Raw genomic sequence first — 16587 nt, forward strand, 5'->3', positions numbered from 1 at the left:
GCGGTGTGACGGGCGTACGCGGCGGACAGGTGCCGCAGGTGAGGAGTGGTCGGACGTGAGTCTCGTCGTCTATCTGGCGGCCCTGGTGTTCGGCATGACCTCGGTACTGCTGTTCCGCCGTCCGCGCACCGCGGTCCGCGACCCGCTGACCCTGTCCACCTGCGCGGCGATCGTCCTCGGCGCCCTGGTCTTCGTGTGCGCCGCCCCGGCCACCCTCGGCACCGTCAACGCACTCACCGGTGTCCCCAACTTCGGGGCCCCGCTGACCTACGGCATGCTCTGTGCGTACAGCTGCGCCGTGCTGGTGCTGCTGATCAACTGGCGGGGCGGGCCCCGGCCGGTGGTGCGGCGCGCGGTGATCCGCAGCATGGCCGCCTACGGCCTGCTGGTGGCCGCCATCGTCGTGCTGTTCCTGCTCGCCGACGCGGACACCGAGCGGCTGACCGACCTCGACACGTACTACGCGGGCACCCCGTTCATGCGGGAGATGATCCTGCTCTACCTCCTCGGGCACAGTGCGGCGATGCTGGTGATGTGCGCCGTCTGCGTCAAGTGGAGCCGCGAGGTGGGCGGTCTGCTGCGCGTGGGACTGCGGCTCATCCTGCTCGGCGCGCTGCTGGACCTGGTGGGGTTCCAGCTCACCAAGTACACGGCGGTGGCGGCGCGGTGGGCCGGTCACGACCTCGACTTCCTGTCCACCACGGTGGCCCCGCCGATGGCCTCGCTGGCGGCGCTGGTGTGTTCCGTGGGGTTCGCGCTGCCCAGGCTGCTGCCGTCCGTGCTCGCCCACTGGCGGGGCCTGGACGACTACCGGCGACTGGGTCCGCTGTGGTCGCTGGTGAAGTCGGTGTCCACGGCTCCCGGGCAGCCGTCCGCCTGGTGGCAGCTTCCCCGGGCCCGCCTCCAGTGGCGCGAGGTCTCCATCCACGACGCCCTGCTCACCCTCGCGCCGTACTTCGACCACCGGGTCCGCGAACGGGCGCGGGACGCCGCCCTGGGCGCGGGACGCTCCCCCCACGAGGCCCGGCTGGCGGCGGAGGCGGCGATGCTCACCGACGCCGCGCGCCGGGCCGCCGCGCACGAGGAACCGCCCGAGGCCGCCGGTTCCTACCGGTTGCACGCCACCGAGGTGCCCGGCCCGAGCGGGCTGGTGGAACTCTCCCAGGCGCTGCACCGCGAGCCCGGCCGTGCCGCCGCCCCGGGCGGCGCGAACCCGTCGTCCCCGACCGGAACCCTGACCGAACCCGAGGAGCCCCATGTCGCGTAGAGCTGTCGTCGTCGGTGCCGGACTCGCCGGGATGCTGGCCGCGGCCGTACTGGCCGACGCCGGCGTGCCGGAGGTCGTCGTGCTGGACCGCGACGAGCTGCCCGACGGCCCCCGTCAGCGCCGCGGGCTGCCCCAGGGGCGCCACGCCCACCTGCTCATGACGGGCGGGCTGAGCGCGATGGAGGAGATCGTGCCCGGTGTGAGCCTGCGCAAGCGGCTGCTCGCCGCCGGGGCCCACGAGGTGTCCCTCAGCTCGGGGATGCTGGCCCGCACCCCCGAGGGCTGGCTGCGCCGCTGGCGGCGGGCGGGGCCGGACATGCTCACCTGCACCCGGGCGCTGGTGGACTGGACGGTACGGGCCGCGGTGCTGGAGGACCCGCGGGTCGAGGTGCGCCGGGCGGCCGTGGCCGGACTGACCGGGTCCGCGGGGCGGGTGCGGGGCGTGCGGGTCTCGGGGCCCGACGGGGAGACGGACCTGGAGGCCGACCTGGTCGTCGACGCGAGCGGGCGCGGTACCCGGATCGTCACCTGGCTGGACGGGCTCGGACTGTCCGGCGTCCGCACCCGGACCGTGGACTCGGGGCTGGTCAACGCCTCGCGCCTGTACCGGATACCGGCCGGGGCGGAGCGGTTCCCGCTGACGATCGTGCAGGCCGACCCGTACGTGTCCCGGCCGGGCCGCAGCGCCATGGTGATGCCGGTCGAGGGGGACCGCTGGCTGGTCAGCTGCGGCGGCACCCGCGGGGGTGAGCCGCCCGCCGATCCCGAGGGCTTCCTGCGCTACACGCTCGACCTGCCGGACCCGATCGTCGGCCGGCTGGTCTCCGGCGCCGAACCGCTCACCGACGTGCACCTGAGCCGGTCCACCAGCAATGTGCGGCACTACCTGGACAAGGTGCCCAACTGGCCGGAGGGCCTGGTGGTCCTCGGCGACGCGCTCGGCACCTTCAACCCGGCCTACGGGCAGGGCATGTCGGTGGCCGCCTTCGGCGCCCGCGTCCTGGGCCGGGAGCTGGCCCGGGCCGGCGCTCCGGACGCGCCCGGCCTGGCCCGACGGGTGCTGCGGGGCGCGGCCCGCCCGGTGGACGCCGCCTGGGCGATGGCCGTCGGGCAGGACGTCCTCTACCCCGCCACGCGCGGCGGCGGACGGCCGGGGCTCGCCGACCGGGCGGTGACGGCGTACACGCGGCGCATGACGCGGGCGGCGACCGGCTCCTTCGCGGCGGCCTCGGCGATCTGGGACGTCACCAGCATGCGCACCCCGCCGACCCGCATGTTCCGCCCCGACGCGGTCCTGGCCGCCCTCGCGGGCCCGCCGCTCCCCCTGTTGACCGGGCCGCCGCTGACCCCCGGCGAGCGCGCGGTGCTCGCCGGGCTCGACCGCACGGGGGCGTGAGCGAACGGGCCGGGCTCCTCACCCCGCGAACGCCGGCTGCGCCACCCCCCGCCCCGCCCCCGGCACCACCAGCAGCGAGCCCGCCAGGGGGTGCGGGTCCGGCAGGCCGACGCGGGCCGTGGTGACGTACAGGTCGGTGAGGTCCGGGCCGCCGAAGGCACAGGCCGTGACGCGGGGGACGGGGAGGGGGATCACCCGGTCCAGGTCGCCGGCCGGGGTGTAGCGGCGTACCGCGCCGCCGTCCCACAGGGCGGTCCACACGCAGCCGTCGGCGTCGACGCACAGGCCGTCGGGGAAGCCCGCGCCGTCCTCGATCACGGCCAGCGGGCGGCGGCCCGCCACCCGGCCGTCCGCGGTGACGTCGAAGACGTCGATGCGGCGGGTCGGGGTGTCGGCGTAGTACATCAGCGTGCCGTCGGGGCTCCAGCCGGTGCCGTTGCTCACCGTCACGTCGTCGAGGACGGTCTCGGCGGTGCCGTCGCCGGTGAACCGGGTCAGGGTGCCCCCGCCTGGCGCCTCGTCGTAGCGCATGGTGCCCGCCCACAGGCTGCCGTCGGGGGCGACGGCGGCGTCGTTGCCGCGGCGGCCGGGGACGGGCTCGCGGTGCAGCCAGCGGAAGGTGTCGTCGGGGTCGAGCAGGCCGATCCCGTCCCGCAGGTTGAGGACCAGGCCGCCGCCCGCGCGGGGCTTGGCGGCGCCCACGTGCTGCTCGGTGCGGCGCAGGGTGCGCCGGCCGGTGGCCGGGTCGTAGGTGTGGACGCGGGAGTTGAGGATGTCCAGCCACAGCAGGCGGCCGGTCGCCGGGTCCCAGGTGGGGCCCTCGCCGAGGGTCGCCTCCGCGTGGACGGCCACCTCGAAGGCCGTGCCGGTCGCCGTCATGCCGCACTCCTGTGGCCGAGCCGCTCGGAGAGGTCGGCGGCGCCCTTGACGGCCAGCTGCTCCAGTTCGGCGCGGCGTTCCTCGCTCCAGCGGATCATGGGCACCGAGATCGACAGCGCGGCGACGACGCGGCCGGTGCGGTCGCGCACCGGGGCGGCGACGCAGGACACGTCCGGGTTGGACTCCCGGCTCTCCACGGCGGTGCCGCGCTCCCGGATCGCGGCCAGCGCCTCACGCAGCGCGGCCGGGTCGGTGATGCTGTTCGGCGTCATCGCGGTCAGCTCGGCGCCGTCCGGGAAGCGCGCGGCGACCTCCGGCTCGGGCAGCGAGGCCAGCAGCATCTTGCCGACGGACGTGCAGTGCGCGGGCAGCCGGCGTCCGGCCGCGGAGACCATGCGCACCGCGTGCGTGGAGTCGACCTTGGCGATGTAGATGACGTCGGTGTCCTCCAGGATCGCCACGTGCACCGTCTCGTCGCAGGTCTCGGCGACGCTCCGGGCCACCTGCTGGCCCTCGGCGGCGAGGTCGAGCTGCTCGGCGTAGCGGGCGCCGAGCTGGTACGGACGCACGCCGAGCCGGTACCGTCCGGACTGCCCGGGCACGGGGACGATGTACTTGCGGGCGGCGAGCGTGGTGACCAGCTCGTGCACGGTGGTGCGCGGCAGCTGGAGCCTGCGCACGATGTCGGGGGCGGAGAGCGTGCCGTCCCCGTCGAGGAAGAGCTCCAGTATGTCGAGAGCCCGGGTCACGGCCGGCACGAGACGTCCCATGTCCAGCCCCCTCCCTAGTGTGTTCGAGATTTCAACAGACGATCGGAATGACGAACACAGGCTACTCATATCGCGTTTGCCCGGGCAATGGGCGAGCCCTCGCCCCTGCTCCTCGTCGTCCCCGATGATGGTGGCCATGCCGACCGGAAAGCAGCCCGCAGGCCCGTTCACCGCGCGCGACTTCCAGCTCGTCCTGCTGCGCCGCATGGCCGACCACAACCCCGGCCGGGTCGAGGACGCCCGCCGCGAACTGGGCGCCTCGGCCGCGGACATGCGCGAGGCCAACCGGCGCTGGCAGGCGATGCTGCACTCCCCCCGGTCCCGCCCGGCCGCCTCGCGGTACCGCTCCGTGCTGGGCGAGCCGGAGTCGGTGGCGCCGCGCCGGATCGGCGATCTGGAGTGCGAGGCCCGGCAGTGGGCGCTGCCCCTGTGGCCGGACCTGCGCTTCGAGGTGCTGGTCGCGGACCGGGGCGTCGTCTGGAACGAGTGGCTGGTGCGCGCCCCCGGCGCCAGCGGGCCCGAGCTGCGCACCCTGGACGATCTGACGCCCTGGTCGTGCACGGTGGACGAGGCGGCCCGCGCCTTCGCCCCCGCCCGGCCGCTCCAGGGCTCGGCGCCGACCCGGTGGGGGCTGGCCTTCGCCGCCCCGGACCGGGACGGCGTACGGCACGAGGTGGTCGCGGAGTTCACATGGGGGCTGCTGCAGCGCACCGCGACCGGCGGGTGAGGCGAGTCCCGCGCGGGACGGTCAGCGTTCGTCCTCCGGGTCCCAGTCCAGCAGGCGGACCTTGGCGACCGTGCGGACGTGGCGGCGCATCGCGGCGGCGGCCTGCCGGGGCTGCCGGGCGGCCACGGCGTCCAGGATCGCCCGGTGCTGGGCCAGGGAGCGGCCGGGGCGGCCGGGCTGGCGCAGGGACTCGGTGCGGCTCTCGGCGATCTGCTGGGCGATGGAACGCATGAACTCGGCGAGCAGGCCGCTGTGCGCCGCCGCCGTCACCGCCGCGTGGAACAGCCGGTCCCCCTCGACGCCGTGCCCGCCCGCGTCGATCTCCTCGGCCATCACGGCCAGCGCGGAGCGCATCGCGGCGAGGTCGTCCTCGGTGCGGCGCTCGGCGGCCAGTTCGGCGAGCTTGGTCTCCAGGGCCTCGCGGGCCTCCAGGACGTCCGGGAGGCGTCGGCGCCGTTCGACCATCCGCTCGACGGGTTCGACGTCGAGGCTGTCCCGGACCAGATAGGTCCCGCCGCCGTGCCGCGCCTCCACCAGGCCCTGGACCTCCAGGACCACGATGGCCTGCTTCACCGAGGCGCGGCTGACGCCGAGGCGCTGGGCGAGGTCCCGCTCGGGCGGGAGCCGGTCGCCGGCCCGCAGGCCGCCGTCGGTGACGTACTGGCGCAGCCGCTCCAGCACCTGTTCGTACAGGCGCTGCCTGGTCATGGGCCGCAGGGCGTCGGTCATGGGGTCCCCCCTCCCGCCGGGAGCGTAGCACCGGGGCCGACGGCGGCCCGGTGGCCGAGTGGCTGAGCCAATTATTGCGCGACCCCTTGACGGGGCCCCGGGCCGGGCCCACGCTGACCAGCCAGCCGCACCGTCAAAGTGGCTCAGCCACTCAGCCATTCCGCCCGGAAGTCGGATCAGCAGCAGCCAGGTCAGCAGCAGTCAGGTCATCACTCGGGAGCCCCCGCATGTCCCCCGAACTCATCTCGATCCTCGTCCTCGTCGTGGTCTTCGTCATCGCCACCACCCGCTCCGTCAACATGGGCGCGCTCGCCTTCGCCGCCGCGTTCGGGGTGGGCACGCTCGTCGCCGACCTCGACGCGGACGGCATCTTCGCCGGCTTCCCCGGCGACCTGTTCGTCGTCCTCGTCGGCGTCACCTACCTGTTCGCCATCGCCCGGGCCAACGGCACCACCGACTGGCTGGTGCACGCGGCCGTCCGGCTGGTGCGGGGCCGGGTCGCGCTGATCCCGTGGGTGATGTTCGCGCTCACCGGTGCGCTCACCGCGATCGGCGCGGTCAGTCCGGCCGCGGTCGCGATCGTCGCGCCGATCGCCCTGAGCTTCGCCACCCGGTACTCGATCAGCCCGCTGCTCATGGGCACGATGGTGGTGCACGGCGCGCAGGCCGGCGGGTTCTCGCCGATCAGCATCTACGGCTCGATCGTCAACGGCATCGTGGAGCGGGAGAAGCTCCCCGGCAGCGAGGTCGGCCTGTTCCTGGCCTCGCTGGTCGCCAACCTCCTCATCGCGGCCGTGCTGTTCGCGGTGCTCGGCGGGCGGAAGCTGTGGGCGCGCGGGGCGGTGGCCCCGGAGGAGGACGGCACCACCCCCGGCGAGGGCACGGAACGCGCCGGCACGGGCCCCGCCGCCGGCACCGGTACGGGCGCCGGCACCGGTACGGGCACGGGCCCGGCCGGCGGCGGCACCGCCCCCGCCGCCGTGGCGGTCCGCCCCGGCCAGGACACCGGCGGCACCGAAGGCACCGGCCTCCGCCTCGACCCCGCCCGCATCGCCACCCTCACCGCTCTGGTCGCCCTGGTCGTGGCCGTCCTCGGCTTCGACCTGGACGCGGGACTGACCGCGGTCACCCTGGCCGTCGTGCTGAGCACCGCCTGGCCGGACGACAGCCGCCGTGCGGTCGGCGAGATCGCCTGGTCCACGGTGCTGCTGATCTGCGGTGTCCTCACCTACGTCGGCGTACTGGAGGAGATGGGCACCATCACCTGGGCCGGTGAGGGCGTCGGCGGCATCGGCGTCCCGCTGCTGGCCGCGGTACTGCTCTGCTACATCGGCGCGATCGTGTCGGCCTTCGCCTCCTCCGTGGGCATCATGGGCGCGCTGATCCCGCTGGCGGTGCCCTTCCTCGCGCAGGGCGAGATCGGGGCGGTCGGCATGGTGGCGGCGCTCGCGGTGTCGGCGACGGTGGTGGACGTCAGCCCGTTCTCGACCAACGGCGCGCTGGTGCTGGCCGCGGCCCCGGACGTGGACCGGGACCGCTTCTTCCGGCAGCTGATGGTCTACGGCGGGATCGTGGTGGCGGCCGTGCCGGCGCTGGCCTGGCTGGTGCTGGTGGTGCCCGGATTCGGGTAGGTCCGTCTCGCGGATCCGGCGCGATCCGGCAGCCTTGAACGACAGCTCTCGAGCAACACACCTGAGGCAACGCCTCTCGGACAACAGCTCTCGGGCAACAGCTAAGGAGTACTTCGCGTGTCCTCTCTCTTCCCGGCCCTCTCCCCGGCCCCGGCCGGCGCTCCGGCCGACCGGCCCGCCCTGCGGTTCGGCGAGCGCTCCCTGACGTACGCGGAACTCGCCGCCGCGGCGGGCGCCACGGCCGGGAGGGTCGGCGGCGCCGGCCGGGTCGCGGTCTGGGCCACCCCGGCGCTGGAGACCGCCGTCGCCGTGGTGGCGGCCCTGCTGGCCGGGGTCGCGGCCGTGCCGCTCAACCCGAAGTCCGGCGACAAGGAACTCGCGCACATCCTCACCGACAGCGCGCCCTCCCTCGTCCTGGCGCCCCCGGGCGCCGAACTCCCCGCCGCCCTGGGCGCCCTGGAGCGCGTCGACGTCGACGTGACGGCCCGCGCGGGCGTGCCCGAGGACCGCGCCGCCGACGGCGACCCCGCGCTCGTCGTCTACACCTCCGGCACCACCGGGCCGCCCAAGGGCGCCGTGATCCCCCGGCGGGCGCTCGCCACGACCCTGGACGCGCTCGCCGACGCCTGGCAGTGGACCGGCGACGACGTGCTGGTGCAGGGGCTGCCGCTGTTCCACGTGCACGGGCTGGTCCTCGGCATCCTCGGCCCGCTGCGCCGGGGCGGGTCCGTGCGGCACCTGGGCAGGTTCTCCACCGAGGGCGCGGCGCGGGAGCTGAACGACGGCGCGACCATGCTGTTCGGCGTGCCGACGATGTACCACCGGATCGCCGAGGCGCTCCCCGGCGACCCGGAGCTGGCGAAGGCGCTCGCCGGGGCCCGGCTGCTGGTGTCGGGGTCGGCCGCGCTGCCGGTGCACGACCACGAGCGGATCGCCGCGGCCACCGGCCGCCGGGTGATCGAGCGGTACGGCATGACGGAGACGCTGATGAACACCAGCGTGCGCGCCGACGGCGAGCCGCGCGCCGGGACGGTGGGCGTGCCGCTGCCCGGCGTGGAGCTGCGGCTGGTGGAGGAGGACGGCACCCCGATCGCGGCGCTGGACGGGGAGAGCGTCGGCGAGATCCAGGTGCGCGGCCCGAACCTGTTCACCGAGTACCTCAACCGCCCCGACGCCACCGCCGCCGCCTTCACCGCGGACGGCTTCTTCCGCACCGGCGACATGGCGGTGCGCGACCCCGACGGCTACGTCCGCATCGTGGGCCGCAAGGCCACCGATCTGATCAAGAGCGGGGGTTACAAGATCGGGGCCGGGGAGATCGAGAACGCGCTGCTCGAACACCCGCAGGTGCGGGAGGCCGCGGTCACCGGGGAGCCCGACCCCGACCTCGGGGAGCGGATCGTGGCCTGGATCGTGCCGGCCGACCCCGCCGCGCCGCCCGCCCTCGCCGCGCTGGCCGACCATGTCGCGGACCGGCTCGCCCCGCACAAGCGGCCCCGCGCCGTCCGCTACCTCGACCGGCTGCCCCGCAACGACATGGGGAAGATCATGAAGCGGGCGCTGGACCGTGCCTGAGCGGCTGTCGGCGCGGGAGTTCCTCGCCCTGGTCGCCGACGACTCCACCTTCACCGAACTGCCCCACCGGGACGGCCCGTGGCGGCCCGACGGACCCCTCGGCTGGCCCGGCTACGACGCCTCGCGGGCCCGCGCCGCCGAACGCACCGGCGAGACGGAGTCCGTCGTCTGCGGCACCGGCCGCGTCGAGGGCACCCGGGCCGTGCTCATCGCCTTCGAGTTCGGCTACCTGGGCGGCTCGCTGGGCCACCGCACCGGCGACCGTCTGGCGGCCGCGTACGCGTACGCCCGCGAACACCGCTTGCCGGTGGTGCCGTTGGTCGCCACCGGCGGCAGCCGGATGCAGGAGGGGATGCTCGCGCTGACCCAGCTGCAGCGGGTGGCCCGGCAGTCGGCGCTCACCCGGGCGGCCGGTCTCGCCCAGGTCGCGGTGGTGCGGGACCCGGCGACCGGCGGCGGCTGGGCGACGCTGGGCGCGGGCGCCGACGTGGTGCTCGCCCTGCCCGGCGCCCAGGTCGGCTTCGCGGGCTCGCGGGTCCGGCCGCCGGACGCCGACCCGGCGGCGTACACGGCCGAGGCGCAGCTGGCGGCGGGCAGCGCGGACGCGGTCGTGCCGCCCGGGGAGCTGCGCGCGACGCTGGGCCGGTGGCTGCGGCTGCTGACGGCGCCGTCCGGGGACCCGGCGCCGGTGCCGGAGCCGCTGGGCGCGCGGGACCTGCCGGCCGGCGGCTGGGAGGCGGTACGGCGGGCCCGCGACCCGGGACGCCCGCGTGCCGGTGCGTATCTGGACGCCTACTTCACCGAGCGCGTCGCCCTGTCCGGCGACCGCTGCGGCGGCCGGGACGTCGAGGGCATGCTGTGCGGCTTCGGCACGCACGCGGGGCGGACGGTCGCCTACGCCGCCCAGACGGGCGCGGCGACCCGGCCCGCCGGATACCGCACCGCGACCCGGCTGATCCGCCTCGCGGACCGGCTCGGCATCCCGGTGCTGACGCTGGTGGACACGCCGGGCGCGGCCAACGACGCGGCGGCGGAGCGGGCGGGGGTGGGTCCGGCGATCGCGGACCTGTTCGGCGCCGTGGCCTCGGTGCGCACGCCGGTCACCACGCTGGTGATCGGCGAGGGCGGCTCGGGCGGGGCGCTGGCCCTGGCGGCGCCCGGCAGCACCTGGGCGACCCCGGACAGCTACTTCTCCGTCATCGCGCCGGAGCACGCGGCGGCGATCCTCAAGCGCCCGCCCCAGGAGGCGGAGGCGACGGCCGGTCAACTGCGGCTGCGCCCGCAGGACTTGGCCCAGCTTGGCGTGATCCGAACAAGCGAGCAGTTGTTCCCTGGAACAGGTGATCGTCGCTCTGAAGGGCGCATGTGACTGCAGGGACCAACGATACTTACGGAGTGCGAGCGACGGGCTGCAGACCGTAGTCGACGCACATGTCCCGAGTAGTCCCGCGGGTCTCGGTCCCAGAGGCCCGCACCTGAACAGCGCAAGGAGCTGCACGATCATGAACCTTCTCACCGACATCCTCGCCGGCCTCGTCCACTTCGTCGGCTGGCTGGTCTGACGGTCCGAGAAACCGACGGCGCCGCCTCCCCGTCCCAGGGAGGCGGCGCCGTCCGCGTGCGGCGAGCGGCGGGGGCCTACCGCACGGCCACCGCCCGCACGATCTCCTGGGTGACCGAGCCGCCCCGGTCGTCGCGCGCCGAGGCCCGCAGCGAGACGTGCTGAGCGTCCCGCGGCACGCTCAGCGTCCCGTGCCAGGACGCCTTCCCGTCACCGCCGCGCAGCCCGACCTGCCGCCAGGTCTTCCCGTCGTCGTAGGAGACCTCCAGCTTGCCGCCGCCGATCTCGCCGGTGTCCGGGGCGCCCGCCACGTGCTCGGCGCCGAGCCCGACCCGCAGCTTCTTGCCGCCCCGCACCTTCCCCGCGAGGTCGGTGCCGACGTCGAAGGAGAGGTTGATCAGCGGCAGGAAGGTCCACCGGTCGTCCGGCGTCGCGGCCGACCGGAAGGTCCACTCCGCGTGGCCCTTCGTCGCCGTCGGCCAGCGTGCCGCGTCCAGCGCGGTGTCGGTGACGAGCTTGTAGGTGTGCTCGTCGGCCGGGGCGTCCCACACGTACGCGGCGGAACTCGGCCCCTGGTCGACCAGTTCGCCGTCCAGGTACACCGACGTGGTCTGCGACATGCCGCTGCCCTCGGTCCACACGTCGCCGAAGCCGGTGTGGTCGGGCCCGGAGTCGCCCCAGCCGGGCGCGTTGAACTGGAGCCGGTTCCCGGCGCGCTGCTGTCCCCAGCCGAGCCCGGTGCCGAGGTAGGGGTGCCACACCGGCTTGAACCAGTTCAGCTCGGTGCGCGAGCCGCCCCGGTAGGCGACCACTCCGCCACGCTCCTCCAGCGCCTCGCCCGCGCTCGTCACCGTCTCGTGCCACAACTGGCCGGGACCGGTGGACACGTACTCGGTGCGTTCGGCGGGGTAGTCGATCCGCTCCCGGAAGCCGAGGCCGATCGGGAAGGTGTCGGTGATCGAGTACCGGAACTCGCCGCCGCTGGACGGCTCGTCGCCGTGGTACTCGGCCCGCACCTCGGCGAGGTCGCGGTGCCGGGGCTCGAAGGTGAGGTCGCGGTCGGGCACGGCGCCGGGGTGTCCCTCGGACAGGTCGTACACGTAGGGCGTGTTGCGGGTGCCGGTCATGTCGACCCGTCCGGACCGCCGGAGCCGCTGGGCGTCGGCCGCGGAGACGGTGGCGATCTGCAGCGGCCGGTCGGCGTTGTCGTCGGTGCCCCACCAGGCCATCAGCCGTCCGGGGGCGTCGTCGGTGACGAACAGCGCCTTCACGCCCGCGTCCTGCGCCGCCTGGGCGAGCGCGGCCGGTTCGGTCCCCTCGGTGAGCCGGGCCAGGACCGCCTTGCCCCGTACGCCGTCCGGGAAGGGCCCGGCGCCGGCGTCCCCGACGTCGACCAGGGGCAGCCGGGTGCGGCCCTCGGTCAAGGTGCCGCCGGACTGGACGGCCGCCTCGCCGATCCCCTTGACCTCCAGGAGCGGCTTGCCGAGCCGCCACACGGTGCGGTACTCGAAGCCGCCCCGGGTGACCTTCTCGGTGGGCGCGGCGAAGACGCTGTCGTACGTCAGCGGCACCTGGACGGCGCCGAACAGGTCGGAGCCGTTCGCGCTGCGGTCGTACTCCATGAGCAGTTGCCGGGTCTCGGTGCGCTTGCCGACGTCGGCGCTGATCTCACGCAGCTTCCGGCCGTCCAGGGTGATCTCGCGGTCCCGGTCGACGACGACCTCCGGCGCGGCGAGGAAGCCGAGGCCGAGGGAGTCGGCGCCGTGGCTGCCGCGCACGTCGAGGAAGGACGACAGGCTGTACGTCCCGCGCGGGAGCCGCAGCTCCAGGGTGCCCGAGTCGCCGACGTGCGCCGGGAAGGGGTCGACGCCCTCGGTGAGCTGCTGGACGGTCAGGTCGGCCGGGGCCGCGGCGCCGGAGCGGTCCTTGACGTGGACGGTGAGCGTGTACCGCTCGTCCTCCTTGACCAGCCCGAACGCGGTGTGCGCGAGGGTCTTCCCGCTCGCGTCGGCCGCCACGATCTGACCGCTCGTGGTGCCGACCGGCGCCTTGGACCCGTCGCCGGTGACGGTGGTGGCGGCGGTGCCGTGCGCGGGCACGGTGAGGGTGGAGTCGGCGAGGGTGGCGACGCCCTCGGGGGCGCCGCGCACCGACAGCTTCAGCTCGACGGGCGCGTCGGAGTCGTTGGTGTACGTGACCGTCCTGGTGACGGGCTCGTCGGCGGCGTACGGCCAGGAGTAGAAGCCCAGGTCGGCGCTGCCGGTGGCGGTGACGTCGGCGTCGACCGCGCCGGGCACGCTGACCCGGCCGGCGCCCAACTGATGGACGGGGGCGTCCAGTTCCTTCGAGGTGGACATCAGCGCGTCCTTGAGCCGCGCGCCGCTCCAGTCGGGGTGCTTCTCGGCGAGCAGGGCGGCCACCCCGGCGATGTGCGGCGTCGCCATCGACGTGCCGTCCATGCTGGTGTAGTCGCCGCTGCCCTCGGCGAGCCGGGAGCGGGCGGCGAGGATGCCGACGCCCGGGGCCGACAGGTCGGGCTTGAGGGCGTTGTCCCCGTACCGGGGTCCGGCGCTGGTGAACCAGGCGGCCTGGTCGGCGGAGTCGACGGCGCCCACCGTGAGGGCGGCGTCGGCCGCGCCGGGCGAGCCTATGGAGGACGGGGCGCCGGTGTTCCCGGCCGCGATCACGAACAGGGCGCCGGTCTCGCGGGACAGGGTGTTGACGGCCTCGGCCATCGGGTCGGTGCCGTCGCTGGGTTCGGTGGAGCCGAGGCTCATGGAGACGATGTCGGCGTCCACGTCCCGGGCGGCCCACTCCATGCCCGCGATGATCTCCGACTCGCTGCCGGAGCCCCCGTCGTCGAGGACCTTGCCGACCGCGAGCGTGGCGCCGGGCGCGACGCCCTTCTCCTTGCCGTCGGAGGCCGCGCCGCTGCCGCCCACGGTGGAGGTGACGTGGGTGCCGTGACCGTGCCGGTCGGCGACCTCCTCGCCCGGGATGAAGCTCTTGCTCTGCGCGATCCGCCCCGCGAGGTCGGGGTGCCCGGCGTCCACTCCGCTGTCCAGCACGGCCACGGTGACGCCCTTGCCGGTCAGCCCGGCCTCCCAGGCCTCGGGCGTGCCGATCTGCGTGTTGGACTCGGCCATGGCCGCGGTGACCCGCCCGTCGAGCCACACCCCGTCGACACCGGCGCCGCCACGGGTGAATTCCCGCCAGAATTCCCGCCCCTTGTCGGCCTCGACGGCGGCCCCGCGCACGCTGGGCAGCGACCGGGTCCGCTCGGCGCCCCGCGGGGTGGCGGCGGCCCGCGCCTTCTCGTCGTAGGTCACGATCAGCGGCAGCTCGCCCCTCTCGCTGTCGGCGAGCCCCTGCTCCAGCAGCTCACCGACGTCGAACAGCCGCGGGTCGAGGCTCCCGTCGCGCAGGTACGGCAGCGCCTCGTCCGGTACGACGGTGGTCCGGCCGCCCGAGCTGCTGGTGCGCACGGCCCCGGTGGCGCCCTCGGGCCGCTCGACCGTGACGGTCTTCCGGCCGCCGCCGAGGTCGGCGACGGTCACCCGGTCGCCGGTGACGAGGGTGACGGTGCGGGACGCGCCGGCCGCTTGGGCCGTGCGGGCGGCCGCCGTTCGGGCCTGCGCCGGGTCGGGGGGCGGGTCCTGCGCCGCCGCCGTCCCGGCCGGCAGCAGCGCGATCACGAGCCCCGCCGACAGGAGGGTCGCCCCACGTCTGACTGGTCCTGTGCTCATCCACGTCTCTCTTCGTGTCGTCGTAGAGTGCTGTGACGAGTGCTGTGAGCAGTCTCAGGGGGCCCGTGGGGCAAGGGAGTTGACCGGAGGCGGCGGTTAGTCGCCTTGGCGGGTTTCCGCCAGCGGCCGAACGGCCGGGCGGGCCGGGACGGGACACGGCCGAGTACCGTCCGTCACAATGGTGCTGCGCACGGACACGTACGGCACACGGGGAGCGAGCGGCGTCATGGACGGGTTGGTCGAGTTCAGGACCGAGGACGGCGTGCGGGTGACCGTCGAGGGCGTCGAGGACGAGGACGGCGCGCGGCTGGTCTCGCGCGGCGACGGCCCGGCCCGCGCGGCCCGCACCTTCGAGGACTCCCTGGACGGGGTGCGGGCGGCGGCCGCATCCGCGCTGCGGGTCTTCCGGGACGGCTCGCTCAGACCCGACGCGGTGGAGCTGGAGTTCGGCGTCAAGCTGACCGCGGAGGCCGGCGCGGTCATCGCGAAGGGCTCGGCGGAGGGCCATCTGGTGGTGCGGCTGAGCTGGTCGCCGGAGCCCTCCCCGGCCCTCCCGGAGCCGCGGCCCTCCGGCAGCCGCCCCGAATCCGGTCCCGCCCCGGCGCGTCCCGAGACCCCGGACGCCGCCGCGCTGTCATGAGCGGTGCCGCGTGGCACGCCCGCGTCGAGTGCGGCAAGGAGGTCGGCGCCGGATTCCTGGTCTCCGCCCGCCGGTTGCTCACCTGCGCCCATGTCGTGAGGTGGGCCGACCGGGCACCGGTCACGGTGACCTTCCCGGGCCGCCGCGGGCTGGGCGAGCTGTCCGGCACGGTCGCCGTGCACGGCGGCTGGCGGGACGGCGCCGCCGACCTCGGCGACCTGGCCGTGCTGGAGCTGGACCGGGAGGTGCCGCTCGCCCCGGCCGTCTTCGCCCCGCCCGGCACCGAACGGACCGCGCCCGTCCCCGAGCTGATCGCCTACGGCTTCCCCAAGGGGTACGACGAGGGCATGCTCGCCTCCTACCGCGCCCTGCCGGGACCGCTCATCTCCGACGAGTGGGTGCAGTTGGAGGCGCTCACGGCGCACGGGCAGCCGCTGGCCGCCGGGTTCAGCGGCGCGGCGCTGACGCTGGCCGACGGCACGGTCGTCGGCATGGTCTCCGCCGTCGCCGGGGCCCGGGACGTGCGCGTCGGCCGGATGCTGCCGCTCGAGGTGATGGCGCGCTACTGGCCGGAGCTGGGCGAGCTGGTGCCCACCCCCGGCCACCGGGCGGACGCCCGCAGACGGCTGTACGCGCTGGTGCGCCGGGCGGAGCAGAACGGCCCGGACTGCGACCCCAACCGGCTGTACGTCTCCGCCATGGACGCCTTCGACCCACCGCTGCCGGAAGGCGGTTTCGCCTCCCTGCGCCAGGCCGCCGCCTATGTGCAGTGGGAGGTGCCGGACCCGGCGGCGGTGGCCCGGTTCGCCGACCGGCTGGCCGAGCTGCTGCACGCCCCGCCGCCGCGCCCCGCGACCTGGTCGCCCATCGTCGTGGAGATGGACCGCAGCGGCGCCGGTGCCGACCAGGTCACCGTCGAGGTGTCCGCCTACCGGGACGGGCAGCGCCGCCCGGTGGGCTCGCGCCGGCTGGCCCGCGGCGCGGTGCGCGCCTACGTCCAGGAACGCATCGACGAGGCGTTCACCCAGCTCGATCCCGGCGCCGACGAACTGCTCGCCTTCGTGCTCCCGCGCGAGTGGCTGAACGAACCGGTGGCGCACTGGGAGTGCGGGGCGGACGACTCCACGCCGCTGGGCTGCGCCTACCCGCTGGTGGTGACCGACCGGTACCGCCACCGCAGCGGCCGCCTCCGCCACCAGCTGCGCAAGAAGTGGCACCGGCTCGGGGCCCGCCCGGGCGGCACGCTGCACCGCGTGGACTGCGACACCCGGGAGCGGCCGGCCGGACTGCGCAAACGCCTGCGGGACGAGGCGGAGCTGGCCGGTTTCGCCACCCCGCCCTCGGCGGCGCCGGAGTACTTCGAGGTCGGCCTCAACCTCCCGGTCCCCGTGCTGCTCTGGTCGCGCCGGGACTGCCCCGGCGACGCGGGGCCCGACGGCCGCTGCGCCGGCACCGCGTTCCTCGACGAGCTGGCGGCGTCCGTGACGGGCGTGCCGCCGGCCGAACTCCCCCGGCTGGTCATGGAGCTGCGCGAGACCGCGGACGCCTCGGACACCCCGGACGAGCACTGGGCGCGCGACGTCCAGCTGCTGTGGGACGACCCCCGCTGCTTCGCCGAGCCGCCCGCCCTGCTCCACTCCCCGGTCGGCTGACCCGGCCGACGTAC

Annotated in this window: 12 protein-coding genes; 8 read left to right on the forward strand and 4 right to left on the reverse strand. The window is 75.3% G+C overall.

Going from position 1 to position 16587, the window contains the following annotated elements; genetic code table 11:
* Positions 1-55: 55 nt before the first annotated feature.
* Positions 56-1267: an MAB_1171c family putative transporter gene (locus K7854_RS29405; protein WP_226029591.1), complete on the forward strand. Its 1212-nt coding sequence runs from the start codon at positions 56-58 to the stop codon at positions 1265-1267.
* Entirely contained in the window at positions 1257-2663 is a 1407-nt protein-coding gene (locus tag K7854_RS29410) for an FAD-dependent monooxygenase (protein ID WP_226029592.1), read from the forward strand. The genes K7854_RS29405 and K7854_RS29410 overlap by 11 nt, the downstream gene beginning before the upstream one ends.
* 18 nt (positions 2664-2681) lie before the next feature.
* On the opposite strand, the gene K7854_RS29415 is transcribed toward K7854_RS29410, so the two are convergent.
* Positions 2682-3542 (reverse strand): SMP-30/gluconolactonase/LRE family protein, encoded by an 861-nt coding sequence (locus tag K7854_RS29415; RefSeq protein WP_226029593.1) that lies wholly within the window; start codon positions 3540-3542, stop codon positions 2682-2684.
* A complete protein-coding gene (locus tag K7854_RS29420; RefSeq protein ID WP_226029594.1) occupies positions 3539-4312 on the reverse strand; it encodes an IclR family transcriptional regulator in 774 nt (257 codons plus the stop codon). Before K7854_RS29420 ends, K7854_RS29415 begins: the two co-directional genes overlap by 4 nt.
* Positions 4313-4436: 124 nt before the next feature.
* Between K7854_RS29420 and K7854_RS29425 the strand changes: the two genes are divergently transcribed.
* Positions 4437-5039: a hypothetical protein gene (locus tag K7854_RS29425; RefSeq protein ID WP_226029595.1), complete on the forward strand. Its 603-nt coding sequence runs from the start codon at positions 4437-4439 to the stop codon at positions 5037-5039.
* A 21-nt stretch (positions 5040-5060) separates the two neighbouring features.
* Here K7854_RS29425 and K7854_RS29430 read toward each other — a convergent pair whose 3' ends face one another.
* Positions 5061-5768, reverse strand: coding sequence for a FadR/GntR family transcriptional regulator (locus K7854_RS29430; RefSeq protein ID WP_226029596.1), 708 nt, complete (start codon positions 5766-5768; stop codon positions 5061-5063).
* A gap of 227 nt (positions 5769-5995) precedes the next feature.
* On the opposite strand from K7854_RS29430, the gene K7854_RS29435 reads away from it, so the two are divergent.
* The 3 genes from K7854_RS29435 (at position 5996) to K7854_RS29445 (ending at position 10343) form a co-directional block, all read left to right on the forward strand.
* On the forward strand, positions 5996-7399 hold the full coding sequence (locus K7854_RS29435; RefSeq protein ID WP_226029597.1) for an SLC13 family permease: 1404 nt from the start codon (positions 5996-5998) through the stop codon (positions 7397-7399).
* 117 nt (positions 7400-7516) lie between these two features.
* Positions 7517-8974 (forward strand): acyl-CoA synthetase, encoded by a 1458-nt coding sequence (locus K7854_RS29440; RefSeq protein WP_226029598.1) that lies wholly within the window; start codon positions 7517-7519, stop codon positions 8972-8974.
* Positions 8967-10343, forward strand: coding sequence for a carboxyl transferase domain-containing protein (locus K7854_RS29445; RefSeq protein ID WP_226029599.1), 1377 nt, complete (start codon positions 8967-8969; stop codon positions 10341-10343). The genes K7854_RS29440 and K7854_RS29445 overlap by 8 nt, the downstream gene beginning before the upstream one ends.
* A 269-nt stretch (positions 10344-10612) precedes the next feature.
* Here the strand turns inward: K7854_RS29445 and K7854_RS29450 are convergent, their stop codons facing one another.
* Positions 10613-14281 carry a S8 family serine peptidase gene (locus K7854_RS29450; RefSeq protein WP_226029600.1) on the reverse strand — a complete coding sequence of 1223 codons (3669 nt, stop codon included), beginning with the start codon at positions 14279-14281 and terminating at the stop codon, positions 10613-10615.
* A 178-nt stretch (positions 14282-14459) separates the two neighbouring features.
* Between K7854_RS29450 and K7854_RS29455 the strand changes: the two genes are divergently transcribed.
* Together K7854_RS29455 and K7854_RS29460 are read left to right on the forward strand one after the other, a co-directional pair.
* Entirely contained in the window at positions 14460-14921 is a 462-nt protein-coding gene (locus K7854_RS29455) for a CU044_2847 family protein (RefSeq protein WP_226029601.1), read from the forward strand.
* Positions 14918-16573, forward strand: a complete 1656-nt coding sequence (locus K7854_RS29460) for a VMAP-C domain-containing protein (RefSeq protein WP_226029602.1) — start codon at positions 14918-14920, stop codon at positions 16571-16573. The genes K7854_RS29455 and K7854_RS29460 overlap by 4 nt, the downstream gene beginning before the upstream one ends.
* Positions 16574-16587: the final 14 nt, after the last annotated feature.

This window comes from Streptomyces hyderabadensis, assembly GCF_020404845.1.
In the GTDB taxonomy this organism is placed as follows: domain Bacteria; phylum Actinomycetota; class Actinomycetes; order Streptomycetales; family Streptomycetaceae; genus Streptomyces; species Streptomyces hyderabadensis.